Annotated in this window: 19 protein-coding genes; 8 read left to right on the forward strand and 11 right to left on the reverse strand. The window is 42.4% G+C overall.

Annotated elements, in window-relative coordinates:
* Positions 1-235: 235 nt before the first annotated feature.
* Together KXV15_RS00320 and KXV15_RS00325 are read left to right on the forward strand one after the other, a co-directional pair.
* Positions 236-1,420 (forward strand): type III PLP-dependent enzyme, encoded by a 1,185-nt coding sequence (locus KXV15_RS00320; RefSeq protein ID WP_240006161.1) that lies wholly within the window; start codon positions 236-238, stop codon positions 1,418-1,420.
* Between the two features lie 44 nt (positions 1,421-1,464).
* Complete coding sequence (locus tag KXV15_RS00325) at positions 1,465-2,505, forward strand: 1,9-bis(guanidino)-5-aza-nonane synthase (protein ID WP_240006162.1); 1,041 nt, start codon at positions 1,465-1,467, stop codon at positions 2,503-2,505.
* 33 nt (positions 2,506-2,538) lie between these two features.
* Here the strand turns inward: KXV15_RS00325 and KXV15_RS00330 are convergent, their stop codons facing one another.
* Together KXV15_RS00330 and KXV15_RS00335 are read right to left on the reverse strand one after the other, a co-directional pair.
* Positions 2,539-3,585, reverse strand: coding sequence for an AraC family transcriptional regulator (locus tag KXV15_RS00330; protein WP_240006163.1), 1,047 nt, complete (start codon positions 3,583-3,585; stop codon positions 2,539-2,541).
* A gap of 21 nt (positions 3,586-3,606) precedes the next feature.
* The gene (locus KXV15_RS00335; protein ID WP_240006164.1) at positions 3,607-4,653 is read right to left on the reverse strand and encodes an AraC family transcriptional regulator; all 1,047 of its coding nucleotides are present in this window, start codon (positions 4,651-4,653) and stop codon (positions 3,607-3,609) included.
* An 807-nt stretch (positions 4,654-5,460) separates the two neighbouring features.
* On the opposite strand from KXV15_RS00335, the gene KXV15_RS00340 reads away from it, so the two are divergent.
* The 3 genes from KXV15_RS00340 to KXV15_RS00350 all read left to right on the forward strand — a co-directional run bounded on the left by KXV15_RS00340 (position 5,461) and on the right by KXV15_RS00350 (position 9,146).
* A complete protein-coding gene (locus KXV15_RS00340; RefSeq protein WP_240006165.1) occupies positions 5,461-6,552 on the forward strand; it encodes a methylmalonyl-CoA mutase family protein in 1,092 nt (363 codons plus the stop codon).
* A 10-nt stretch (positions 6,553-6,562) separates the two neighbouring features.
* Positions 6,563-8,704, forward strand: coding sequence for a methylmalonyl-CoA mutase (gene scpA, locus KXV15_RS00345; protein WP_240006166.1), 2,142 nt, complete (start codon positions 6,563-6,565; stop codon positions 8,702-8,704).
* A gap of 151 nt (positions 8,705-8,855) precedes the next feature.
* Entirely contained in the window at positions 8,856-9,146 is a 291-nt protein-coding gene (locus KXV15_RS00350) for a DUF1294 domain-containing protein (RefSeq protein WP_240006167.1), read from the forward strand.
* Between the two features lie 11 nt (positions 9,147-9,157).
* Here the strand turns inward: KXV15_RS00350 and KXV15_RS00355 are convergent, their stop codons facing one another.
* The 5 genes from KXV15_RS00355 to KXV15_RS00375 form a co-directional block, all read right to left on the reverse strand.
* Positions 9,158-9,985: a glycosyltransferase family 2 protein gene (locus KXV15_RS00355; RefSeq protein WP_240006168.1), complete on the reverse strand. Its 828-nt coding sequence runs from the start codon at positions 9,983-9,985 to the stop codon at positions 9,158-9,160.
* Positions 9,986-10,031: 46 nt separating this feature from the next.
* Positions 10,032-11,234, reverse strand: a complete 1,203-nt coding sequence (metZ, locus tag KXV15_RS00360; RefSeq protein ID WP_240006169.1) for an O-succinylhomoserine sulfhydrylase — start codon at positions 11,232-11,234, stop codon at positions 10,032-10,034.
* Between the two features lie 276 nt (positions 11,235-11,510).
* Positions 11,511-13,088 carry a phosphoglycerate dehydrogenase gene (serA, locus tag KXV15_RS00365; RefSeq protein ID WP_240006170.1) on the reverse strand — a complete coding sequence of 526 codons (1,578 nt, stop codon included), beginning with the start codon at positions 13,086-13,088 and terminating at the stop codon, positions 11,511-11,513.
* A 141-nt stretch (positions 13,089-13,229) separates the two neighbouring features.
* Positions 13,230-14,405 (reverse strand): phosphoserine transaminase, encoded by a 1,176-nt coding sequence (locus KXV15_RS00370; protein WP_240006171.1) that lies wholly within the window; start codon positions 14,403-14,405, stop codon positions 13,230-13,232.
* A gap of 169 nt (positions 14,406-14,574) precedes the next feature.
* Positions 14,575-16,143 (reverse strand): ATP-binding protein, encoded by a 1,569-nt coding sequence (locus KXV15_RS00375; protein ID WP_240006172.1) that lies wholly within the window; start codon positions 16,141-16,143, stop codon positions 14,575-14,577.
* Between the two features lie 537 nt (positions 16,144-16,680).
* On the opposite strand from KXV15_RS00375, the gene KXV15_RS00380 reads away from it, so the two are divergent.
* On the forward strand, positions 16,681-17,211 hold the full coding sequence (locus tag KXV15_RS00380; protein ID WP_240006173.1) for a hypothetical protein: 531 nt from the start codon (positions 16,681-16,683) through the stop codon (positions 17,209-17,211).
* A 163-nt stretch (positions 17,212-17,374) separates the two neighbouring features.
* Here KXV15_RS00380 and odhB read toward each other — a convergent pair whose 3' ends face one another.
* The 4 genes from odhB to sucC form a co-directional block, all read right to left on the reverse strand.
* Positions 17,375-18,559 (reverse strand): 2-oxoglutarate dehydrogenase complex dihydrolipoyllysine-residue succinyltransferase, encoded by a 1,185-nt coding sequence (gene odhB, locus KXV15_RS00385; protein ID WP_240006174.1) that lies wholly within the window; start codon positions 18,557-18,559, stop codon positions 17,375-17,377.
* A gap of 9 nt (positions 18,560-18,568) precedes the next feature.
* On the reverse strand, positions 18,569-21,523 hold the full coding sequence (locus KXV15_RS00390; RefSeq protein WP_240006175.1) for a 2-oxoglutarate dehydrogenase E1 component: 2,955 nt from the start codon (positions 21,521-21,523) through the stop codon (positions 18,569-18,571).
* A 65-nt stretch (positions 21,524-21,588) separates the two neighbouring features.
* On the reverse strand, positions 21,589-22,473 hold the full coding sequence (sucD, locus tag KXV15_RS00395; protein ID WP_240006176.1) for a succinate--CoA ligase subunit alpha: 885 nt from the start codon (positions 22,471-22,473) through the stop codon (positions 21,589-21,591).
* A 2-nt stretch (positions 22,474-22,475) separates the two neighbouring features.
* Entirely contained in the window at positions 22,476-23,687 is a 1,212-nt protein-coding gene (sucC, locus tag KXV15_RS00400; protein WP_240006177.1) for an ADP-forming succinate--CoA ligase subunit beta, read from the reverse strand.
* A gap of 291 nt (positions 23,688-23,978) precedes the next feature.
* On the opposite strand from sucC, the gene KXV15_RS00405 reads away from it, so the two are divergent.
* Together KXV15_RS00405 and KXV15_RS00410 are read left to right on the forward strand one after the other, a co-directional pair.
* Entirely contained in the window at positions 23,979-24,755 is a 777-nt protein-coding gene (locus tag KXV15_RS00405) for a LytTR family DNA-binding domain-containing protein (RefSeq protein ID WP_240006178.1), read from the forward strand.
* A 53-nt stretch (positions 24,756-24,808) separates the two neighbouring features.
* Complete coding sequence (locus KXV15_RS00410; RefSeq protein WP_240006179.1) at positions 24,809-25,315, forward strand: hypothetical protein; 507 nt, start codon at positions 24,809-24,811, stop codon at positions 25,313-25,315.
* Positions 25,316-25,376 lie beyond the last annotated feature (61 nt).

The following is a 25,376-nucleotide window of genomic DNA, read 5'->3' on the forward strand; positions in this document are numbered from 1 at the left end:
CAACGTATATACGCCACAGTTCCGGCGGACCTGGAAACAGCAATCCAGTCCACTAACACCTAAATAACTTGTTTTTTAGGTGGACCTGACAACATTTTGGAGGTTTTTATACCTCTGGCATGTCCGACTAACGCCGCAAATTCGTTGTCCGATTTAATTCGGGCTTTTAGTTTGATAGTGCAGGCGTGGGTCGTCAACCCCCAATTGCGCATTTGCTTTTAAGGGGGGTTCAGCGATGAATCACTTTAACAACGCTATTGATATTGTTGCAAAATTGCGACCTGATGTTCCTGTGGCGGCAAACCGTCCACATGTTGTGAAACGTGCTGCAAAATGGTTTTTGCGTAATTTCGCGGGCGACATTTTATATGCCGTAAAAGCAAACCCTTCCGTTTGGGTACTTGATACCCTTTGGGAAGCAGGTGTGCGTAATTTTGACGTTGCATCTATCAACGAAATTCAGTTGATTTATAACCGTTTCAAGGGTGCAAATCTTGCATTCATGCATCCGGTTAAAAACCGTAATGCAATTGCGCGCGCCTATCATGAATTTGGGGTTCGCACCTTTTCACTTGATTCGATGGCAGAGCTTGAAAAAATCCGTGAAGCAACTGGCTATGCAAATGATTTGAACCTTTTAATCCGCCTATCTGTTTCAAATACTTCGTCTTCAATTTCTTTGGACGGAAAATTTGGCATCAAGGGTGACGAAGCGGTCGAATTGCTGCGCGCCGCGCGTGCGGTAACCCGTGAAGATTTGGGGATTTGTTTCCACGTTGGTTCACAATGTATGGATCCACATGCCTATGTCCGCGCAATGGATGCCGCCAAATCATTGATTATTCAGGCCGGTGTTGTGATTGATATTTTGGATGTTGGTGGTGGTTTCCCCGTGAATTACCGTGGTATCAACCCACCTGACATGAAACAATATATGTCATTAATCGCGCAAAAATTTGAATCGATGCCGGTTACTGAAAACTGCTCACTTTGGTGTGAGCCTGGCCGCGCATTGGTTGCCGAGGCCACAAGCATCATCACCCGTGTTGAACTTGTAAAAGGCGATATGGTTTATCTGAATGATGGCGCATATGGCAATTTGTTTGACGCAACCCATGTTCAATGGCCGTTTGAAACCAGACACATCCGTGCCGATGAAACACTTCAAGGCAAAATGAAGCCATTCAAGCTTTATGGCCCAACCTGTGATTCGATTGATGCATTGCAAACCGAATATTACCTTCATGAAGATGTAAAAGAGGGTGATTATATTGAATTTATGATGCTTGGCGCATATGGTGTTGCCATGACAACCGGCTTCAACGGCTTTGGTGAAACTTTGGAAGTTATTTCAAACGATCTTCCACATGTCTCCATGTTTGATGAGGCTGATAAAATTATACTAACAACCGAAGCATAATTTGCCAGCAAAAGCATAATTTATATTGAAAGGTTAAACCCCAAATGACTGATAACCGTAAAGCCGAACTTTTGGCAACAAAAGTCGAGCATGTTGATATTACCTCATATGATGCGCGTCCAATTATCGATGCCATGAGCAAAATGTCATTCACTTCACGCGATACTGCACGCGCCGCAAGCATTTTTAACCAAGCATTAGAAGACAAAACCTGCTCTATCTGGCTTACTTTGGCGGGTTCAACCTCTGCCGGTGGCTGTATGCACGTTTACCGTGACATGGTGAAAAATGGCATGGTTGACGCAATCGTTTCAACCGGTGCATCAATCATTGATATGGACTTTTTTGAAGCATTGGGCTTTAGCCACTATCAAGCGCTTGAAATCCCTGATGATGAAACCCTGCGTTCACTTTATATTGACCGTATTTACGATACCTATATCGATGAAGAAGAGCTTCAAGCATGTGATTCAACCATTTATGAAATTGCTGAATCACTTGAACCACGCCCATATTCTTCACGTGAGTTCATCAAAGAAATGGGTAAATGGCTTGCAAATGGCAATGCCAAAAAAGCCGGTTCATTAATCCAAACTTGTTATGAAATGGGCGTTCCAATTTTCTGCCCTGCGTTTACCGATTCTTCTGCGGGCTTTGGTCTTGTAAAACACCAAGTTGAACGCATGAAAGCGGGCAAGCCATATATGACAATCGATTCAATCGCTGATTTCCGCGAATTGACCGACATTAAGATTAAAGCAGGTCGTACCGGTCTGTTTATGGTTGGCGGCGGCGTGCCGAAAAACTTTGCACAAGACACTGTTGTATGCGCAGAAATCCTTGGTATCGAGGCTGAAATGCACGCTTATGCGGTGCAAATCACTGTTGCCGATGTTCGTGATGGCGCGTGTTCATCTTCAACCCTTAAAGAAGCTTGCTCTTGGGGCAAAGTTTCTGTGGCGTTGGAACAAATGGTTTATGCCGAAGCAACCACTGTTGTGCCGCTAATCATGTCTGATGCATATCACCGCGGTCATTGGAAAACCCGCAAATTACCACGCTATGGCGATATGTTTGAGAAATAAGATACAAAGAAGCCGCCTTAACGGGCGGCTTTTTTAATAATTTGCGGCAAATCTTTTGCGATATTCCATCGGGCTATAATTGGTTTCACGCCGGAAGGCGAATGAAAAGGGTGCCGCGCCAACATAATTAAGGAATTTTGCAATATGCTCAATCGGTAAATTGGTTGTGCATAATAATTCTTTTGCCTTTTCGACCCTTACAAAAAGAAAGAGATCCTTGAAATTATTCCCCTCTGTCGCCAAAAGCCTTTGCAATGTCTTTGGCTGAACATTAAGCATCGAAGCAACATTAACAAAGTTGCAGCCATCCGTTCCAAAGAAATTGGGAATTGCACTTAAAACCATTCTTGTGGCACTTGATTCAAAGTGATTGGAATCATCAAAGCGCTTTTGTACGAATTTACGTAAAAACCCACTAAAGACCGAGATATTACCCGCAATTTTCCAATCCATCATTTCTTTATGGAAAATTATCTGGTCAAATTCCATATCAAAATAAACGGGGCAATCAAATAATTTCTTTGTTACTTCTTCAAAACCGTCAACATTTTGTTTGGTGTGGGCCAAATGAATTTCAAGCGGGCTGGCATCGGGTCGGCGCAAAACACTTCGGCATAGGCGCATCCCCTGCCCCAACGCACTTTGCGATTCTTGGCGCGATCTATAAATATATGGCGGCATGATAGATCGCAAACAAACCTTATCTGGCGCATAATCTTCGTTTAATATTCCATATGATGCCGTGGAATGTAGTGACCAATATTCCATCGCCGCTTTACCAAATGAGCGAAAATCAGGATAAAGCCGCGCCGCCAAAACCGCCCCCGGAAGGGTTGGGATAGAATCATCAAGCGAAAGCGCAAACTCAAAACCAAGCCATGGTTTTTCCCATTCAATCGCCGCAAGCTCCAATAGCTCGCAAAACCTTTGATATGAAATAAACATGTCGGGTTTTTTAAGGCTTTCAGCGGCCAAACCAACAGTTTGCATAAGTTCAATTACGCTTGGCTTCCCTGCGACTTGTAATTTATCAAGCCCAATTAGGGACGACGATCTTATATAGGATTCATATTTGCGCATATTCAAACTTTTTTGAAAGAATTAATATAATAGTTTGAAACGCTTGCGGTATTCAAGTGGGCTAAAACCAGTAGATTTACGAAAAGCAAAACTAAAAGGGGCCGAACCAGAATAGGCAAGAAACTGTGCGATTAATTCAACTGATAATTCGGTGCTTGCCAACATTTCTTTGGCTTTTTCACCCCGAACATAACTTAGCAATTCTTTGAAATTTGTATTTTCTGCCGCAAGCATTCGTTGCAAAGTTTTGGGATGAATTCCCAGCATTTCGGCAACCGAATTAAAATTACAAAATTCTGTACCAAAGAAATTGGGAATTGCGTGAATAACCATATCGGCGGCTTTTGAACTATAATTACCAACCTCATCAACGCGAATTTGTATAAGGCGGCGCAAAATCCCGTTAAACAAAGAAAGCGCACCATGGATTTTATATTCATAGAATTCAGTAGGGAATAAAATCTGGTTCCGGTCACGACTAAAATATACGGGGCAACCAAATGCTTGTTCCGCTAGTTCATCAAAGCCATCTGCCTTTTGTTTTTCATGCATGAAATGCACCTCAATAGGGCGCATATCGTGCTGATTAGTGATGATGCGGATTAGTTTGCAAATATTTGCCGCACCATGTTGTATCATTTGGCGGGGCGGCGTTAAAAACGAATTATTTTTAATAATAAGCGTACTAAGCCCCGGGGAAATTTCCTCTTTTAATTCAACGTTGAATCCATTGGTGTGAATTTCCCAATATTCAAGCGCGTCAGTCATAAAAGAGCGTAAGGTTTTATGAAATTTTGCCAGTAAAACCAAACTTCCAGCCGTTGGAAATGACTCATCTGTCGCGATTGTAAATTCAATCCCCAAATAGGGTCTTTCCCATTCAATTGATGCAATTTCAAGCAAAGTACACAAACGGAGATATGGGATGAATGAATCTGGATTGTTTATTGCGTCTGGGTTGATGCCAACTTCTACAATTAATTCCTTAAGTGATCTTCGCCCCGCAGGTTGAAGCTTCTCCAAGCCTATTAAGGCGCTAGAGCGACCATATAATTCGTATTTATACAAACCCCAAACCCCAAGTGTCGTTTAATAATACAAACAAAAGACGAAATATTCATTCAAATTGAATGAAAAATAAGAAGAGAAATATTAAGCATATACTTAAATATATCTAACTGAAATTACTCATAATTTATGTCAAATTAAATGTAAATTACCGCAATTTACGTAGGGTCATATATACAACTTATTTATAGTTAAAATCGGTTGTCTTTGCTTAAAAACATACCAATAATATTCTCAATATAGAGCAAAAATATTTAATACCGAAAAATTCAACAAAAAAAGACACGCATTTGTCCTCTATTATAGATGTTTTGGGTTTAATTCATAATTTTTTGCCTTTTAATGTGATATTTCATGATTGAAAATGTCTCGATAAATGCTTTTTATTCCAAACCTTGCCAAATTTTCGTTATATTACAATAGCTTATAAACATGGCTCTTTGTTGGCAAATCTTAATTTATAGCTGCAATTGCTAAATCTAAACTTGAAATTTTCAATCAATTGGCGGATTAGAAGCCATAATTTGAATTAGGGCATCTAATTTTCTGATTCTTATTATATTTCCCTCTCTCAATCATTTCCCGATTACAACCTAGGAATTGAGAGATTCTTTAATGCGGCGTCTATATGGCGTCGCATTTTTTTACCCACAATAACTTGTATAACTAGGTTTTATATCAAAAGCAGCAAAAACAGTGATTTTTATGTTATTATTTGACATATTAAGACTTATTTATAATACCCTAAAGCACCTTTTCTGCTAAAGAGAAACGGCAAAATTTGCACAACTTTTTTAAAATATTGATATGAGCACACAAGTGAAATCTACATTTGCCCCAGATACCGCGCACAATTCAGTAGGTGTCGAAGAATGGAAAGTCGAAGCCACCAAAGCCCTAAAAGGAAAAGAATGGGAAACATTGGAAAAGCAATCATCTGATGGTGTTGCGGTTCACCCATTATATTTCGATTGCCCAGAAGCGTTCACGCTTGCAACAAAGCCACAAGATTTTAAGGGCACTTGGGACATTCGCCAAATCGTCAATATTGTTGATGCAAAAGCCGCCAATAAAACTGCTTTGGTTGATCTTGAAAACGGCGTAAATTCAATCGAATTTACGGGCAAAGTTGGCGAATGTGATTTCAAACCCCTGCTTGAAAATATTCATTATGATTTGGCATCAATCGCAATTGATGGATGCGACATTGAAACCGCCAAATCATTATTTGCGGCAATCCCTGATGCAAAACAAAAAGATGCATTGTTGGTTTTAAACCTAAAAGCCGACGCGGCATCAATTGCATTATTCAAAGAATTTAAAGACAAATTTGCCAAGACCACTTTTTTCGTTGCCGATGCAAAATGCGAAAATAAAACCCGCGCCGAACAGGTTGCTGCGGCAATTATCGAAGGCATCAAGGCATTAAAGGCGGGCGAAGAAAATGGCCTAGCCCCACAAGAAATCGCCAAATCATTACTTTTCAAAGTGGCAGTAAACCAAGAAAACGTGGTGGAAATTGCCAAATTGCGCGCCCTGCGTAACCTTTGGGCCAAAGTATGCGCAAAGGCGGGGATTGATGCGCCAATGTCGGTTCATGCTTATAGTTCAAAAGCAATGATGACCGAAACCGACCCATATTCCAACGTATTGCGCAACTCGGTTGCGGTATTTGCGGCGGCAATTGGTGGGGCAAATATTATCACCACACTTTCCCATGAAATTGGTAAAGAGGATGATTTTTCACGCCGACTTGCCCGTAACACGCAAATCGTTCTTGCCAATGAATCAAATCTGGCGCGGGTTAATGACCCCGCGGGCGGTGCTTATGGCTTTGAAACCCTTACCGGTGAAATCGCCAAAAGCGCATGGCAATTAGTTCAAGAAGCTGGCTTATAGGGGATAGATGATGAGCAAATTACCAAACTTTTCCGAAATAAGCTTTGACGATTTAGAAGCACCCGCAACACCTGTCCAAAGTGGCGAAAGCTGGCTTACCCCTGAAGAAATTGCGGTAAAGCCACAATATTCGGCCGCCGATATTCAATCGCAAGAATATATCCACACATTCCCTGGGCTTGCGCCATTTATTCGTGGCCCATACCCAACCATGTATGTTGGCCAACCTTGGACAATCCGCCAATATGCGGGCTTTTCAACCGCAGAAGAATCCAACGCATTTTATAAACGCAACCTTGCACAAGGGCAAAAAGGTCTTTCAATCGCATTCGACCTTGCAACCCACCGTGGTTATGATTCAGATCACCCACGGGTTTCTGGTGACGTTGGCATGGCGGGTGTGGCGATTGATTCAATTTATGACATGCGCACCCTTTTTGACGGTATCCCACTAGATCAAATGTCGGTTTCCATGACCATGAATGGTGCGGTTTTACCAATTCTGGCATTGTTTGTGGTTGCGGGTGAAGAGCAAGGTGTTGAACCTGCAAAACTAACCGGAACCATTCAAAACGACATTTTAAAAGAATTTATGGTGCGTAATACCTATATTTACCCACCTGCACCATCAATGAAAATCATTGCCGATATTTTTGAATATACATCCAAAAATATGCCGAAGTTCAATTCCATTTCAATTTCTGGCTACCACATGCAAGAAGCGGGTGCGACAGCGGATCTTGAACTTGCCTATACTTTGGCAGACGGCATGGAATATCTGCGCGCCGGTATTAATGCGGGCATGGATATTGATACATTTGCACCGCGTCTTTCATTCTTCTGGTCGATTGGTATGAACTTCTTTATGGAAGTTGCCAAAATGCGTGCGGCACGTGGGCTTTGGGCAAAAATCGTCAAAAACATGGGCGCAAAAAATCCAAAATCATTGCCGCTTCGCACCCACTCACAAACTTCTGGTTGGTCACTAACTGCGCAGGATGTTTATAACAACATCACCCGCACCGCGATTGAGGCCATGGCAGCCGCCAACGGACACACCCAATCACTTCATACCAACTCACTTGATGAAGCAATCGCACTTCCGACCGACTTCTCGGCGAAGATTGCGCGTGATACCCAAATTATTCTGCAAAAAGAAGCTGGTTTCACCACGCCAATCGACCCATGGGGTGGCTCTTATTATGTTGAGGCACTAACCCAAGAACTTGCCGACAAAGCATGGGGTTATATTGAAGAAGTTGAAAAAGCCGGCGGCATGGCAAAAGCCATCGAAGCCGGTATTCCAAAAATGCGCATTGAAGAAGCCGCGGCAAGAACCCAAGCCCGCATCGATTCAGGTGAGCAAATGGTGGTTGGTGTTAATATCTTCCAACCAGAAATCCCAGATGAGCTTCCGGTTCTTAAGGTTGACAATACCGCCGTTAAAATGGCGCAATTTGAAAAACTTGCCCGCCTAAAGGCCGAGCGTGACAATGCAAAAGTTACCGAATGTTTGGCGGCATTAACCGATGCGGCAAAAACCGGAAAAGGCAATTTGCTTGCGTTGGCAATTGACGCGGCACGCGCCAAGGCAACCGTGGGCGAAATTTCCTATGCCTTGGAAAAAATCTATGGTCGCCACGAGGCAGTGCCACAATTAGCACGTGGCATTTATGAAAAAACCATTGGCGCAAACGAGCAAACATTTGCTGCCGCCAAAGAAAAAGTTGCTGCATTCACCCAAAAATACGGTCGCGCACCAAAAGTTATGGTCGCCAAAATGGGGCAAGATGGGCACGATCGCGGTCAAAAAGTTATCGGAACCGCCTATGCCGATTTGGGTTTTGAAGTCGTGCTTGGGCCATTGTTCCAAACCCCGGAAGAAGCCGCAAAAATGGCGGTTGAAAACGATGTTCATGTGGTTGGTGCATCGTCCTTGGCGGCTGGTCACTTAACACTTGTTCCTGAATTACGCTCCGAGCTTGCAAAACTAAACCGTTCTGACATTATCATTGTTGTGGGCGGCGTTATTCCACCGGATGACATCCCTGTCCTTAAACAAATGGGTGCAGCAAGCGTTTATCCACCTGGTACAATCATTTCTACATCAGCATTGGATTTGATTGATATTTTGAATAATCGATTAGGATAACTAAAAAGGCAAAGTTTTTAGATTTTGCTAGGGTTAAATAATGCCCCCTTTCCACAATGTGGGGAGGGGGCAAATAATTTGCGCCATAATATGTTTAAATTTACCATGTAGGATAATCGATAATTAAAACATAGGCGTTATAAAAACTGCTATGTTTTATGCTTTAATATATTTCATTGGCATCAATGTTTTTACCGTCTTTAACTATTATGCCGACAAACAAGCGGCAATTAATGGCGGCTGGCGCATACCAGAAGCAAACCTTTTATTCTTTGCCTTAATTGGTGGAAGCCCAGGCGCACTTCTTAGCACGCACCTATTTCGCCATAAAAGACGCAAAAACTCCTTTATGGATGTGCTTTATATAATTATTGGCCTGCAGATAGTTTTAGCAAGTTTTGAATTAACCGGCATCTTGTCAATAAAATCATTTTTTGCCTAAATCTGGCAATCCTAATGCTTCATACCGTCTAATGTTCCCATCAAGCTACCATTATAACGCGCCATTGTCGCTTGGTTAAAGCTTAGGATTGATAGTGTATATTTAAGGGCAAATTTCACAACATCGGCAAGGGGTTTGGTTTTAATACCATATTTTCGTGCCACATAGGCGCGGGAATACGCCATATGATAGCGAACTTTGTAGATATTGTCGGGATTAGGTTTACTAGACTTTCCGCGCCCATGCTTTGCTTGCCAACCGTCACAGTGAATTAGTGGAAGTTTTGCATCCCACAGGCGGCGGCATAAATCATCATCCTCATAAAATAGGAAAATATTTTTATCAAAACCGCCCAGTTTTTCAAAAACTGCTTTGCGCATCAAAAAACATGCACCCGATAAAAATGGATAACACGCATCACCATTCGGCAATGGCATGGATTTTACGTTTAAATTAGCGGGTGATAATAATGACCGTGGTTGCAGAAAAACCCGCCCATCATCTTCAACAATTTTGGGCGCAATCATCCCAAAATCAGGATAATTTTTAACCGCTGCCGCAAGGTTTTTGATACTTTCATCAATTTCAATATCGGGATTTAAGAATAATAAATATTCGGCACTTGCCGCACTTGCGCCAATATTATTGGCAACGCCAAACCCAAGGTTTTCACCATTTTCAATGGTTTTTGCGCCGAATGATGCGGCAACTTCCAAAGTATTATCGCTTGAGGCATTATCAACAACAATTGCAGATACCCCTTGCGCTTGTAGGGCTGCAAGGCATTTATCGATTATATGCCCACTATTAAACGTGACAATTATTGCCTGAATATCCATTTCTCATGAATGGAACGAAAGCGGCATAAGGGCAAGCAAATTTTGCTTATAGCGCCCCATCAAGTGCTGCTTTGACGTCTTCAAGCAAATCATCAATATCTTCGATACCAACTGAAAGCCTTATTAAACCTGGGGTAACACCCAATTCCAATTGCGCCGCCACTTCTAATGAACGGTGGGTGGTGGTTGCCGGATGGGTGGCAAGTGATTTTGCATCACCAAGATTGTTAGAAATATCAACAATCTCAAGACCATTCAGGAATTTAAACGCGCCCTCTTGCCCGCCCTTTACCTCAAAAGCGATAATTGTGCCGCCTTTTTTCATTTGCGACATCGCAAGCGCTTTTTGCGGGTGATCATCACGTGATGGATAACGAACAAATGATGCCGCAGGGTGTGAACCAATTAAATCGGCAAGACGCGCCGCATTATCGCACATTCTATCAACCCGTAGCGATAGGGTTTCCATGCCCTTTAACACCACCCATGCCACAAATGGCGACATCGCAGGGCCAGTATGGCGAAGATATGGGTCAAGTTCTTCGGTAACCCATTTTTCATCGCCAATGATTGCGCCCGCAAGAACGCGCCCTTGCCCATCGCAATGTTTGGTCAATGAATAAACCACAACATCCGCACCAAGCTCAAACGGTTTTTGTAAAAGCGGTGTTGCAAATACGTTATCAAGGATTAGGCGCGCACCCGCATTATGCGCAATTTCGGAAATTGCCTTAATGTCGGTGACTTCTAATGTTGGGTTGGCAGGGGTTTCGGCAAAGAAAACCTTGGTATTTGGTTTTACTGCATCCGCCCATTCTTGTGTGTTTGAGCCAGTAACAAGCGTGAATTCAACCCCATATTTTGGTAAAAGAGTTTCAATTATATAGCGGCAAGACGAAAACAATGCCTTGCCCGCAACAATATGATCCCCCGCTTTTACACTTGCCATAAGTGCGGCATTAACCGCCGCCATACCAGACGCCGCAAGACGGCAAACGCCACCGCCACCTTCTAATGCCGCAAGGCGTTGTTCAAGCATTGTATTGGTTGGGTTGGCGTAACGACCGTATAAATACCCCTCAACCTCGCCCTTGAAACGCGCTTCGGCTTCTTCGGCACTATCATAAACAAAGCCAGAGGTTAGGAAGATCGCCTCGGAGGTTTCTTTATGTCCCGAACGACGCGTTCCACCACGCACCAATAATGTGTTTTGGCGTCTTTGGTTTTGTTTGGGGTCTTTGTTGGTCATTGGAATTCTCTTTCGCACTTTTATATCTCTGGCTTTATGCCTTTAAAATTAGTGTTTCAACCTTATTATGCAAAGCTAATGTCAAAAAAATACCCCCCGATTTTGTCGGAGGGTATTTTTATTTATTTGAACATAATGCCAAGCGCATTCGACGCACTAATTCGCCACCATTCATCAATTTTGTTAGTTTGTGCGAAGTAGCAGGAGAAAAGCGACGGCTGTATTGGACATACAGCCAAGCGCATTCGACGCACTAATTCGCCAAAATAACTAAATTTAGAATTTTAGAACTTTGGCGTAGCGCACATTCTCGATAGAGTTTAGCTCATCAACAATGTTTTGCGGCAAATCAGAATCGATACCTACAAGTGCGATTGCGTCTGCACCTTCTGCCTCACGGCCAAGGTTGAAGGTTGCGATATTCACACCTGCTTTACCAAGCATGGTTCCAAGTGCGCCGATAAAGCCTGGTTTGTCGTTGTTGTTGATGAAAAGCATATATGGGTGGAAGTGTGCTTCAAGATCCATGCCTTTAACTTCAACGATTTTTGGCTGACCAGCGACCATAGTACCGGCAAGAGTTCTCCATTTGCCTTCGGTTTTAACTTTTACACGAACCAATGAATCATAGGTTGGTGAAGTTTCGCGTTTTGCTTCAAGGAAGCTTGTGCCACGCTCTTTAAGAATAGCAGGGGCCGCAACCATATTAATATCTGCCATCATTGGGCGAAGGATTTCCGCAATAATTGCCGCAGTTAATGGCGCGGTTTTCAATTTATTGATTTCGCCTTCATATTCGATTTCAACGGCTTCAAGGTCTTTATCAACCACTTGACCCGCAAAAGCGCCAAGTTTTTTCGCAAGTTCAACAAGCGGTTTTAATTTTGGTGCTTCTTCGGCTGTGATTGATGGGGTGTTCAAAGAGTTTGTAACCGCGCCGGTGGTCAAATAATCGGCGATTTGTTCGGCAACTTGAAGGGCAACGTTTTCTTGTGCTTCTGTGGTTGATGCACCAAGGTGTGGGGTTGCGGTAAAGTTCGGGCAACCGAAAAGCGGGTTTTCTTTTGCTGGTTCGGTGGTGAATACGTCAAACGCCGCGCCGCCAACATGACCAGATTTTAGGGCTTCCGCCAATGCTTCTTCGTCAACCAAACCACCACGGGCACAGTTTACAATCAACACGCCTTTTTTAAGTTTTGCGATAACGTCTTTTGAAATGATGTTACGGGTTTTGTCGGTCAATGGCACGTGAAGGGTGATGGCATCGGCACGTTTGAACAATTCTTCTAGTTCAACTTTTTCAACGCCAATTTCAACCGCACGCTCTGCACTCAAGAACGGATCGTATGCAACCACTTTCATTTTCAAGCCAAGTGCGCGATCGGCAACGATTGAACCGATGTTACCACAACCAATAAGGCCAAGGGTTTTGTTATAAAGCTCAACACCGTTGAAACGGTTCTTTTCCCATTTGCCGGCTTGGGTTGAAACGTCCGCCGCACCGATTTGACGGGCAGCAGCGAATAAAAGCGCGATTGCATGTTCCGCAGTGGTGATTGCGTTACCAAATGGGGTATTTTCAACGATAACACCGCGTTTTGTTGCTTCTGGAATATTGACGTTATCAACACCAATACCTGCACGACCAATAACTTTAAGGTTTTTTGCCGCCGCCAAAACATCGGCGTCAACTTTGGTTGCAGAACGAATTGCAAGACCGGCATATTCACCGATACATGCGATTAATTCTTCTTTGGTCATGCCTGGTTTGTAATCAACCGCAACATTACGATTTTTGAAAATGTCGATAGCAGCTTGTGAAATTTTATCTGAAATAAGAACTTTGTTTGTCATAATGGAATCTCTTTTTAGGAAAAAAATTTGGAAACTGTCACCCTTCCGCCTCGCTTCGCGAGCCACCTTCCCTCAAGGGAAGGAATTAACTGCTTCCCTTGAGGGAAGCTGTCGCTAAAAGCGACTGAAGGGTGTCAGGAATTAGCCTAATTTTGCAACTTCGGTTGCGAACGCCCAATCAAGCCACGGTAAAAGTGCCTCAACATCGCTGGTTTCAACGGTTGCACCGCACCAAACGCGTAGTCCCGGAGGGGCATCACGATAGCCACCGATATCCAAGGCTGCACCTTCTTTTTCCAAAACAGATGATAATGCTTTGGCGAATGCTGCTTGACCGTCGGCGTCAAGTTTGGTGACGCGTTCATCAACCACTTTTAGGCATACAGATGTATTTGATTTGGTTTCATTAACCGCAGCAAGGTTTTCAACCCACGGAGTTTTGGCAATCCATTTTTCAACCGCCGCCAAATTGGCATCGGCACGCGCCATAAGACCTTTAAAGCCGCCCAAAGATTGCGCCCATTCAAGTGCGTCAATATAATCTTCGACCGCAAGCATTGACGGGGTGTTGATGGTTTCGCCTTTAAAAATACCTTCGATTAATTTTCCGCCTTTTGTCATGCGGAAGATTTTTGGCATTGGCCAAGCAGGTGTATAGGTTTCAAGACGTTCAACAGCACGCGGTGAAAGGATTAAAATCCCGTGACCACCTTCACCACCCAAGGCTTTTTGCCAAGATAGTGTAACAACGTCTAATTTTTTATAGTCCAAATCCTGTGCAAATGCCGCAGAAGTCGCGTCACAGATAATAAGACCTTCGCGGTCGTCTGCAATCCAATCTGCATTTGGAACTTTTACGCCCGAAGTTGTGCCATTCCATGTGAAAACAACGTCATGGGTTTTGGTCGGAATTTCCGCCAAATTTGGCAATTCACCATAAGGGGCTTTGAAAACTTTATTTTCGACTTTTAACTGTTTTACAACATCGGTAACCCAACCCGCACCAAATGATTCAAAATCAAGCAAAGCCACTGGCTTTGGTCCAAGCATTGACCAAAGTGACATTTCAACCGCACCAGTGTCTGATGCAGGAACGATACCAATGCGATAATCGGCGGGAACACCCAAAACCTCACGGGTCAAATCAATCGCAAGTGCAAGGCGGTTTTTGCCAAGTTTTGAACGGTGCGAACGACCAAGTGATTCGGTTTTAAGATTGGTGGCTGACCAGTTTGGACGTTTTTTAGTTGGTCCAGAAGAAAAATGTGCGTCAGCAGGTAATTCAGCGGGCTTTGCCGCATTCAATGTTTCAGTCATGTAAATCATCCTTTCAGATGAGCGTCCTACGGTGGGATAGGATGGCCCGCCGCCTCTATAACAGATGAAAAGTTAATTGCAAATGAAAATTTAGAGAGGGATGTGAATTGCTGCTATGCGGGAATGGGGCAAGGCACATTTTGTGCCCTGCCCAATAATTCATATGAATTTACAACAAAAGAGTTCTCAAATTCGAGGCCATAATGGATTTGAAATGGTTAATAATTTCAAGCGTACCATCATCATCAAGGTTTTGAGTAAGCTCTGCGGTTGCCATGCTATAAACAAGATAGTCAATTCCTGCCACCAAACTTCTATCATTCTCCCCTATGCCTGAAATGAATTTCCTATAAAAAGGATGGTCCACATTATAAGTAATAACGATAGTCCTTCCCTTTTGGTCAACCTCGTAAATATCACCACTAACTCCCATACTTGATTGTTTAAACTCACATTTCGCAGTTAAACCATCTTGAATATTATCTTTTGGCTCTCGAGTAGATGAGTTTTTCGTGATGTCTTGAGATTGTTTATCAGAAAAAATAGGCGACGCTCTTTTTTCAATATTTGCTTTAGGGCGAATTAATAATTTCGATTTTTTACTAATTTCTTTGGCAGCATTTTCATGTATTTCGTTTATTTCATCAGGAACATCTTTTGCTGTTTCTCGTGATAGTTTTTTTGAAATTGAAGCTAATTGGCCTTTTAAGAATTGTGCTAACTTGTCCTGCAAAGCTTGGTTAATTGAGATATTTTTTTTGGTAAAGTTAATACCAAAAACTTTATCTAGATTGCCGCTAAAAGAAATTTCACCCCTCATTCTGTTAAGAGAGTTATGTTTAGCTGTCAAATCTAACATTGTATGAGGCAAAATTTCACGATTATTTCTCATTATATAAAAGCCTTGATTTACCATATTTCGGGCAGTTTCATTTTCACCCTTTTCATAATCTGGCTTGATTATCGCAATTTTAATTTTCAAACTTTCTGTTATTTTAGCACCTAAATCATTTTGGTATTCGAATTCTAATGTTTCATCACAATACTTTTCAGTTTTATTACTTTCCCATTCTAGCGGATCTACTGGCGCTAATACATCATCATTAACCCAGATTTCCTTACCAGCAATAATGTAGTGTCTAAATATTCTTGACAATTCTCTCTTTAGAGTATTAGTAAAAACTGTTATATTTGAGTTGGTTAAATTATCACAGTTTTGCAAATAAACTATTGTCCCAGATGAACTATAACTACCATCTTCATAACACAACATTTCGTGAAAAAGGTCTTCATCTGAGGAATCGCCTTCTTCAAATACACTTACAAACTTGTTGCTTTTAATAACCTCGTCAACGTCATTAATAGCCTTCAACAACTTGCCTGTTTCTGTTTTAGTTAAAACTGTTGTTCTGCGACATATTGATAATGTTGCCGTACAAAGCCCCATACCAAACTTTCCTAAATCGCTTTGGCTATCTTTTGTAGTGTCTGAGCCAAGTCTAATTGCTTGGCTCAAAATATCTTTGGACATACCATTTCCGTCATCCGAAATAATAATTTCAGTTAGCTTTCCTTTATTCCTGATGGTAACACCAACAAATGATGCCTCTGCATCTAATGAGTTATCAATGATATCAGCAATAGCTGAATAATTGTCATATCCAAGGTATCTTAAAGAATCAATTAGTTTAGCTGGATTGGGCGAAGTATCGTAATTAAATGTACTTTGAGTATTCATAAGTTATATCTCCATGATAAAAAATTTTCACAAAGATAAAATTCCCCAGAGTTGGGCGCTTGAAACAATATCATATATAATTATGACTCAATCTATACGACTAAATCAGGAGCAATTTTACCATTTTCAAAAACTAATGTTTCTAAAAACGTTGTAACTCTATCACAGATTGTTTTTTTGTCAACATGTTTTTTTGATTAATAATTAACAAATTTATCCCCACGTGTCTAAACAGCGCTAAAATTCATATTGAGTTAGTTTTGGTCTGGTTGATTTGTGCGGTTTTGTGATGTCAGGAAATGTCAGGGTTTTTGGGCGCTGTTAATTTGGGGAATGTCAACAAATGTCAACATTTTGGGCGATGCAAAAATATGCATCAATAATCGACTTAACCAATTGATTTATATTTATTTTTATAAAAATAATCGCTGTTACACATTGTCAATAATGGATTTGAATGGGGGTATTGATAAAAATACTTTACACCCATAAAGAATCGTTAATCACTATAACCACTTATAATTATTGGAGTGGAATATGGGCTTATCATACCTAAACTTAGATACAGAAACTCGTAATTTGATGCTGTCCGAAATTGATTTGGATATTTCTGATATGAGTATATATATTAGTAGTTATTTAAATGAGCACGGCGTCCATGAATGGCCGAATTTGACTAGATTGGCAGCAGAACTTCATAACGACGACTGGCTAGCAATGCAATTGAATAATCAAGGTTTATTACTTACGCAGCACAAAAGAAGAAATCCAAGAGGTGGTGGGTTTACTTTAGCTAAAGTTCCGATAACAGCCGCAAATACATTGTCCGAAGCTCAGTTTAATTTATATTATATAAGAGCTCTAGCTATAAGAGCATCTAAAGAAGGGGCTAAGTTAATAGTATACAGAGCAAAAGAAGTTGAAAGACCTAGGCCTGAATCAGAATTATTAATTGGCTCTTCTTTTGATGCAGTAAAATTACTTGATGAGTTGAGAATCACGAAAGGGGTTAATCCAGCTAGTAACATCCCTTTACCTAATAGTGGTTTAACGTTTAAGCTTGGGTAGCCAATAAGTAAATATTCCAATTAAATAACGTTCTCAAAATTGGAAATTTTGTTTGTAGCAATTTATCTATCGTAATTAAGATACATTCAAACAAAAAACGACCCCCGCAAGTTGCCTCACGGGGGTTAATTAGCTTGCTTAGCTTAAACTTTTGGGTAAAAAACTAGATTTCGAGTAAGATACGTTCAGGGTTTTCCAAACATTCTTTTACACGAACCAAGAATGTAACCGCCTCTTTACCGTCAACGATGCGGTGATCGTATGAAAGCGCAAGATACATCATTGGGCGAATTACCATTTGACCGTTTTCAACCATTACGCGGTCTTGGATTTTGTGCATGCCCAAAATACCTGATTGCGGTGCATTCAAAATTGGTGATGACATCAAAGAGCCATACACACCACCGTTTGAAATGGTGAACGTGCCGCCTTGCATATCTTCCATAGTAAGTGCGCCGTCACGTGCCTTTTTGCCGTAACCCGCGATTGCTTTTTCGATGCCGGCCAATGAAAGCTCATCACAATTGCGAACCACAGGAACAACAAGACCCTTGTCAGTACCAACCGCAACGCCGATGTCATAATAGTTTTTATAGATGATGTCGGTGCCGTCGATTTCCGCATTAACCGCAGGAACGTCTTTAAGCGCGGTAACAACCGCCTTCACAAAGAATGACATGAAGCCAAGTTTTGTGCCGTGTTTTTTCTCAAAGATGTCTTTGTATTTGTTGCGTGCGCCCATAACGCCAGACATGTCCACCTCATTATAGGTGGTAAGCATTGCAGCGGTGTTTTGCGCATCTTTAAGGCGTTTTGCAATGGTTTGGCGAAGGCGAGTCATTTTCACGCGCTCTTCACGAGGACCAGTTGCACGTGGTGCAGCAGCCGGCGCAGCAGGTGCAGCCGGTGCAGATGCCGCCGCCAAAGCGTCACCCTTGGTCACACGACCGTCTTTACCAGTGCCAGAAACCGATGCAGGGTTAATGCCCGCACCTTCAAGAATAACTGCCGCAGATGGCATAGGTGCATGACCAGCAGCAGGTGCAGGTGCAGCCGCCTTTGGTGCTTCTGCAACTGGTGCAGCAGCAGGCGCAGCCGATGCAGATGCCGCAGCGCCCGCCTCGATTTGACCCAAAACATCACCCGGAACCACGTTTTCACCTTCTGGCTTAAGGATGGCAGATAAAACACCATCAGCCTCAGCAAAAACTTCTAGGGTTACTTTATCGGTTTCAAGTTCAACCAATAATTCGTTTTTCTTTACAGCTTCACCAGCTTTTTTAGACCATTTTGCAATTGTTGCCTCGGAAACTGATTCACCAAGTGCAGGGGTAAGAATATCAACCATTTTATCCTCTTAATCCAATGCTTCCGAAAGGAAATTTTCTAATTCTTTTGTGTGTTTAGACATTAAGCCCGCCGCAGTCGATGCAGATGCAGGACGACCGGCATAACGGGCGCGACCATATTTCGCTTCGACCTTATTCAAGACCCATTCAAGATTTGGTTCCATAAATGACCAGCCGCCCATATTTTTCGGCTCTTCTTGGCACCAAACCATTTCCGCGTTTTTAAAGCGTGATAATTCATTAATTAATGAACGCGCAGGGAATGGATAGAATTGCTCAACGCGAAGGATATAAATATCATCGCGACCGCGTGCTTCACGGGCATCAAGCAAGTCATAATAAACTTTACCAGAGCATAGAACAACGCGTTTAATATCTTTGTCCGCTTTTAATGCGATGGTTGAGCCTTTTTTGATTTCGGCATCATCCCACAATACGCGGTGGAAAGAAGAACCAGGGCCAAAGTCCGCAATTGATGAAACGCACTTTTTATGGCGCAATAATGATTTTGGCGTCATAATAACAAGTGGTTTACGGAATTTACGGTGAATTTGGCGACGCAATACGTGGAAATAGTTTGCCGGGGTTGTACAATTTACAACCTGCATATTATCTTCCGCGCATAGTTGCAGATAACGTTCAAGGCGTGCTGATGAGTGTTCAGGACCCTGACCCTCATAGCCGTGTGGCAATAACATTACCAAGCCCGACATACGCAACCATTTGCGTTCACCCGATGAAATAAATTGGTCAATCACCACCTGTGCACCGTTGGCAAAGTCACCAAACTGACCTTCCCAAAGGGAAAGAGTATTTGGCGAACCAAGTGAGAAACCGTATTCATAGCCAAGAACCGCTTCTTCAGATAATGCCGAATCGATAACTTCGTATTCCGCCTGCCCTGCACCAATGTTATTTAGCGGGGTATAGCGGTTTTCAGTTACCTGATCGATAAAGTGGCTGTGACGTTGTGAGAATGTACCACGGCAAGAATCCTGACCCGCAAGGCGGATTGGGAAACCTTCGTCAAGAAGTGATGCAAATGCAAGGTGTTCACCCAATGCCCAATCGATATTCTCACCGGTTTCAATTGCGTCACGGCGGGCTTTTACCACGCGTTCAACAGTTTTATGGATGTTGAAATCTTTTGGAATTTCAGTGATTTTTAGACCAAGCTCTTTTACTTTTTCCGCAGAAACTTCTTTTTCGCCTTTGCGATCTTCGTCTTCTGGAAGGCCAAGACCTTGCCACACGCCGTCAAGCCAATCGGCTTTTTGCGGTTTATAGGTTTTGCCAGCCTCAAATTCAGCATCAAGGAAGGTTGCAAAATCGGCATACATTTTGTCAACTTCTTCTTGGGTTACAAGACCCTCAGCAATCAGGCGTTTGGCATAAATATCCAATGTTGGCGGCTGATCTTTGATGCGATTATACATAATCGGGTTGGTCATTGTTGGGTCATCACCCTCATTGTGACCATAACGACGGTAACAGAACATATCGATTACCACGTCCTTTGCGAATTTTTGGCGATATTCGGTTGCAACCTTTGCCGCATAAACCACCGCCTCTGGATCATCACCATTAACGTGGAAAATTGGCGCCTGCACCATCAATGCCACATCAGAAGGATAAGGCGTTGAACGTGAGAAGCGCGGCGCAGTGGTGAAACCAATTTGGTTGTTCACGATAAAGTGAAGTGTACCACCTGTACGGTGACCTTTAATCATTGTGATTGCAAAACATTCGGCAACCACACCTTGACCCGCGAATGCCGCATCACCGTGAAGCAATACCGGCATAACTTTGCGGAATTGTTCAGGACGATCGACCGGCTTTTGCATCATTTTTGCACGCACCTTGCCAAGAACCACAGGGTTCACGATTTCAAGGTGTGAAGGGTTTGGCGCAAGTGAAAGGTGAACATTATTGCCATCAAACGAACGGTCAGAAGATGCACCCATGTGATATTTAACGTCACCCGAACCCGCAACATCATCAGGTGTCGCAGAACCGCCACGGAATTCGTGGAAAATAACGTGATATGGCTTACCCATAACCGCAGAAAGAACGTTCAAACGACCACGGTGCGGCATACCAAGAACCATATCTTCCATGCCAAGATTGCCACCGCGCTTGATGATTTGTTCCATCGCAGGGATTAACGCCTCACCGCCATCAAGGCCGAAACGTTTTGTACCCGGATAGCGTTTGTGAACAAATTGCTCAAAGCCTTGGGCTTCGATAATTTTTTGCAAAATTGCCTTTTTACCCTCTGGGGTAAATGAAACACCCTTATCAGGGCCTTCCATACGCTCTTGCAGCCATGCGCGTTCCTCAGGATTGGAAATGTGCATATATTCAAGACCAAGGGTAGAGCAATAAGTACGACCCAAAATGTCAAGCATTTGGCGAACTGTTGCATATTCCATCGAGCCAATGATTTTATCGATGAAAATTGGGCGATCATAATCCGCCGCAGTGAAGCCATAAGTTGCCGGATCAAGTTCTGGCTGTGGCTCACGGAAATCGTTTAGACCAAGTGGGTCAAGATTTGCCGCCAAGTGACCACGGGCGCGATATGCTCGGATCATCATAAGCGCTTTTAATGAATCTTTGGTTGCCTGCAACACTTCTTCTGTCGAAGGTGCGGCGCCATTTTTCGCAGGCTTTGCAGCAATTTTCTTGGCAATCTTATCTTCAATTGCCGCCCAATTACCGTCAAGCATTGCAAGGTTTTCTGTCGCCTGAATAACTGGCCAGTCCTTACGCGCCCACGAAGGTGAAGTTTTATGAGGCGTGTCCTTGAGACCGTTAAAATAATCCGCCCACGATTTATCTACGCTATTAGGGTTCTCTAGCCATTGTTCATATTGGCTTTCTAAATAAAGGCTGCTTCCTGCATCTAAAAAGGAAGTTGCCAGAAGTGCCTGATTTTGCGCACTTCGACCCGCATCACTCATAAAATTCTTCCCTGAATTCCTAATATTAATTAATGGCGCAGGTTTTAACACCTGCGCCTTAATAATTATTTACCTAATACTTCAAGAAGGGTTGAGCCCAAAGCCGCAGGAGATGGTGCAACTTTGATACCCGCTTCTTCCATTGCCGCGATTTTATCTTCTGCACCGCCTTTGCCGCCAGAAATAATCGCACCCGCATGGCCCATACGACGTCCCGGAGGAGCAGTACGACCAGCGATAAAGCCAGCCATTGGCTTTTTACGGCCTTTTTTCGCTTCATCGATAAGGAATTGTGCCGCATCTTCTTCCGCAGAACCGCCGATTTCACCAATCATGATGATAGATTCGGTTGCAGGGTCAGCAAGGAACATTTCCAAAATGTCGATAAATTCGGTTCCCTTTACAGGGTCACCACCAATACCAACCGCAGTTGTTTGGCCAAGACCAGCATTAGAAGTTTGGAACACTGCTTCATAAGTAAGTGTACCAGAACGTGAAAGCACGCCCACAGAACCTTTTTTGAAGATTGAACCAGGCATAATGCCGATTTTGCATTCATCAGGGGTCAAAACGCCAGGGCAGTTTGGACCAATCAAACGAGATTTTGACTTTTCCAATTTCGCCTTAACTTTCACCATATCAAGAACAGGAATACCCTCTGTGATACAGGTGATTAGCGGGATTTCCGCGTCAATCGCCTCGATGATAGCAGCCGCTGCACCAGGAGGTGGAACGTAAATCACGGTTGCATCAGCACCAGTTGCGTCTTTTGCTTCGGCAACAGAATTGAATACAGGCAAACCAAGATGGGTTTGACCACCTTTACCAGGGCTTACGCCGCCAACCATTTGTGTGCCATAAGCAATCGCTTGCTCAGAGTGGAAAGTACCGTTTTTGCCAGTGAAACCTTGGCAGATAACTTTGGTGTCTTTGTTAATTAAGATAGACATTATTATACACCTTTCACAGCTTTAACGATTTTCTGTGCCGCGTCTGCAAGGTCATCCGCAGGGATAACATTTAGACCAGATTCAGAAATGATTTTCTTGCCGGCTTCAACATTTGTACCTTCAAGACGAACCACCAAAGGAACTTTAAGGCCAACATCTTTAACCGCTGCAACAACACCCTCTGCGATAATATCGCAACGCATGATGCCACCAAAGATATTTACCAAAATACCTTTTACAGCAGGGTCAGAAGTAATGATTTTGAATGCAGCAGTAACTTTTTCGCGCGATGCACCGCCACCAACGTCAAGGAAGTTAGCAGGCTCTTCGCCATAAAGTTTGATGATGTCCATGGTTGCCATCGCAAGACCTGCACCATTTACCATACAACCAATTGTGCCATCCAAAGCGATATAAGCAAGGTCATATTTTGACGCTTCGATTTCTTTTTCGTCTTCTTCGGTTAAGTCGCGCATTTCGTTCCATTCAGGGTGACGGAAATGTGCGTTCGGGTCGAATGAAACTTTTGCATCAAGGCAAACCAGCGCATTTTTATCTTTGTCGATAATCAACGGGTTGATTTCGAGCATTGACATATCTGTGCCAACAAATGCAGCATAAAGATTTTCTGCAAGCGGCTTAACTTGTGCAGCTAAATCACCAGTTAAATCAAGACATTTAACAATTGCAGCAACATCATCAGCAGTAACACCAGTATCAGGATCAACCACAACAGTTGTGATTGCTTCAGGTGTATCGTGCGCAACTTGTTCAATTTCCATACCGCCGGCTTGTGAAACCACAAATGCCACGCGACCAGTGCCACGATCTACAAGTAATGAAAGATAGAATTCTTTGTCAATATTTGCACCTTCTGAAATATAAAGGCGCTTTACCTCTTTACCAGCAGGGCCAGTTTGGACAGTAACCAATGTATTGCCAAGCATTTCTGTGGCATTTGGTCCAACCATTTCAATTTTTGGGCAAAGGCGAACACCACCTTTGGCATCGGCAGGCAATTCTTTGAATTTACCTTTACCGCGACCACCAGCGTGAATTTGCGCTTTTACAACCCAGAAATCACACCCTTGTTCTTTGGCAAGCTTTTCAGCGGCCTGAATAGCTTCTTCGACGGAGAATGCGGGGTAACCCTTAGGAACCGGCACCCCATATTTTGCCAGCACTTCTTTGGCTTGATACTCGTGAATATTCATGGAACCATTCTTTATTTTTAGTTTTCAAAAACAAATGCCGCAGAGCGCAAACAATGTCGGCACAATTAAACCCTCGCGACACTTTGCCACAAGACTTAATTACGGGGCTTATAAGATTGAACTGTCTCATTATCAATACTTAATCGCGCTTACTTTGGTCGAAACTGCACATAGTTTGCAAAAAAATTGCAACAACTGCCTAATGCGCAAAGCGAAACTTTATTTTTGCCTATTATCATGTCAAAAGAACTTACGGATAACACAAATACCTTATAATTATTGGGGTTTTTATTGCAATTTTTAAACGTCAAAAGTCTTTCACTTAAAAACAGCGTTGCACAATATTTGCTTGTCGGATTTGCAATAATCATGCTGCTTGGATTTTCGGGGGCATTTGGAACTTCTTACTTTCCACTAATGAAACGAATTGCATATTGGTTTGTTTCAATTACCCTTGGCTATATTATTGCAATTTTGGTCGGCTTTGCCCTTGATAGGGTTAAATTCCTTATTAATCGACCTATCGCTTATCACATTATATATATTGCGATTATGACCCTTTTGATTGACGCCTGCATTAGTCTTTCAACATCATATTTTCAAAGAAAGGCTTTTGATTTCAATAATTATTTTTACCTGTTAATGCCGGTTTTTATAGTCTCACTTTTTATTACCATTATCCATGTTTTGCTTTATCAAAAACCTATGCAAAGCCATGGCTTAAACAATATTTTGGAAGTTTCAGAAAATAAGAGACCGGAGATTTATAATCGCTTTGAACCAAAATTCCGCAATGCCGAGATTTATGCAATAAAATCCGAAGATCACTATTTACGTTTTTACACTTCTAGCGGTGAGTTTTTGTTATTAATGCGGCTTTATGATGCCATAAAAGAATTAGAGGGTATCGAGGGTACGCAATGCCACCGATCTTGGTGGGTTGCCAAAATGGCAGTAGAGAGTAACGAAAACGAATATGGCAAAAAATATTTTATTCTTAAAAATCAAGTCAAAGCCCCAATAAGCCGCAGCTTTGTAAAAAGCCTAAAAGACATGAACTGGTTTTAATTTGCCAAAATATGTTTTGATGGCACAATATGCTTCAACCAATGGAGAATACGATGAAAAAAATTCCTACTTTGGCAACAGCTTCATTTGTTTTTGGTGCAATTGCTTTCGGATCTTTTAGCGTGGCAATGGCTGAACCGGTTGCACAAAATAACGAGATAAAAGCGAAATATAATTTCACATATTCAAAAGATATGCAAAAGAAAATCGATGACCGCTACGGTAATCGCGAAAAAGAAACTTTGGAAGATTTAATCATCAAAGAAACCTATCCACTCGTGGGCAAAGATGCGGCAAAGATTGATGTTGAAATTGTTGACGCGACAGCAAATAGACCAACATTCGAAGAAATGGGTAAAGTTGGCGGCCTTTCATTCCAAAGCTTTGGCATTGGCGGCGCAAACCTTAAAGGTACGCTTTATGACAATAGCGGAAAAGTAATTAAAACTGTTGATTATCAATATTATTCAACAATGGATCCAATGACCAGATATAAATGGACATGGGATGATGCCGAATATGCATTCGAAAATTTCGCCAAAAAACTTGCAAACAAATAATATGCGGTCAATTTGAATAAGCATATTGTCGCAGCTAAAGTCATTATAAACAAAGGATTCA

Source organism: Pseudaquidulcibacter saccharophilus, assembly GCF_019455445.1.
Classification (GTDB): Bacteria; Pseudomonadota; Alphaproteobacteria; order Caulobacterales; family Aquidulcibacteraceae; genus Pseudaquidulcibacter; species Pseudaquidulcibacter saccharophilus.

Bases quoted from the DNA above. Each gene is read 5' to 3' on its own strand.
- KXV15_RS00375 (WP_240006172.1), bottom strand. From the start codon at position 16,143: ATGAATACTCAAAGTACATTTAATTACGATACTTCGCCCAATCCAGCT.
- KXV15_RS00370 (WP_240006171.1), bottom strand. From the start codon at position 14,405: ATGACTGAAACATTGAATGCGGCAAAGCCCGCTGAATTACCTGCTGAC.
- KXV15_RS00330 (WP_240006163.1), bottom strand. From the start codon at position 3,585: ATGCGCAAATATGAATCCTATATAAGATCGTCGTCCCTAATTGGGCTT.
- KXV15_RS00380 (WP_240006173.1), top strand. From the start codon at position 16,681: ATGGGCTTATCATACCTAAACTTAGATACAGAAACTCGTAATTTGATG.
- sucC (WP_240006177.1), bottom strand. From the start codon at position 23,687: ATGAATATTCACGAGTATCAAGCCAAAGAAGTGCTGGCAAAATATGGG.
- scpA (WP_240006166.1), top strand. From the start codon at position 6,563: ATGAGCAAATTACCAAACTTTTCCGAAATAAGCTTTGACGATTTAGAA.
- KXV15_RS00320 (WP_240006161.1), top strand. From the start codon at position 236: ATGAATCACTTTAACAACGCTATTGATATTGTTGCAAAATTGCGACCT.
- KXV15_RS00350 (WP_240006167.1), top strand. From the start codon at position 8,856: ATGTTTTATGCTTTAATATATTTCATTGGCATCAATGTTTTTACCGTC.
- KXV15_RS00325 (WP_240006162.1), top strand. From the start codon at position 1,465: ATGACTGATAACCGTAAAGCCGAACTTTTGGCAACAAAAGTCGAGCAT.
- odhB (WP_240006174.1), bottom strand. From the start codon at position 18,559: ATGGTTGATATTCTTACCCCTGCACTTGGTGAATCAGTTTCCGAGGCA.
- serA (WP_240006170.1), bottom strand. From the start codon at position 13,088: ATGACAAACAAAGTTCTTATTTCAGATAAAATTTCACAAGCTGCTATC.
- KXV15_RS00410 (WP_240006179.1), top strand. From the start codon at position 24,809: ATGAAAAAAATTCCTACTTTGGCAACAGCTTCATTTGTTTTTGGTGCA.
- sucD (WP_240006176.1), bottom strand. From the start codon at position 22,473: ATGTCTATCTTAATTAACAAAGACACCAAAGTTATCTGCCAAGGTTTC.
- metZ (WP_240006169.1), bottom strand. From the start codon at position 11,234: ATGACCAACAAAGACCCCAAACAAAACCAAAGACGCCAAAACACATTA.
- KXV15_RS00340 (WP_240006165.1), top strand. From the start codon at position 5,461: ATGAGCACACAAGTGAAATCTACATTTGCCCCAGATACCGCGCACAAT.
- KXV15_RS00390 (WP_240006175.1), bottom strand. From the start codon at position 21,523: ATGAGTGATGCGGGTCGAAGTGCGCAAAATCAGGCACTTCTGGCAACT.
- KXV15_RS00355 (WP_240006168.1), bottom strand. From the start codon at position 9,985: ATGGATATTCAGGCAATAATTGTCACGTTTAATAGTGGGCATATAATC.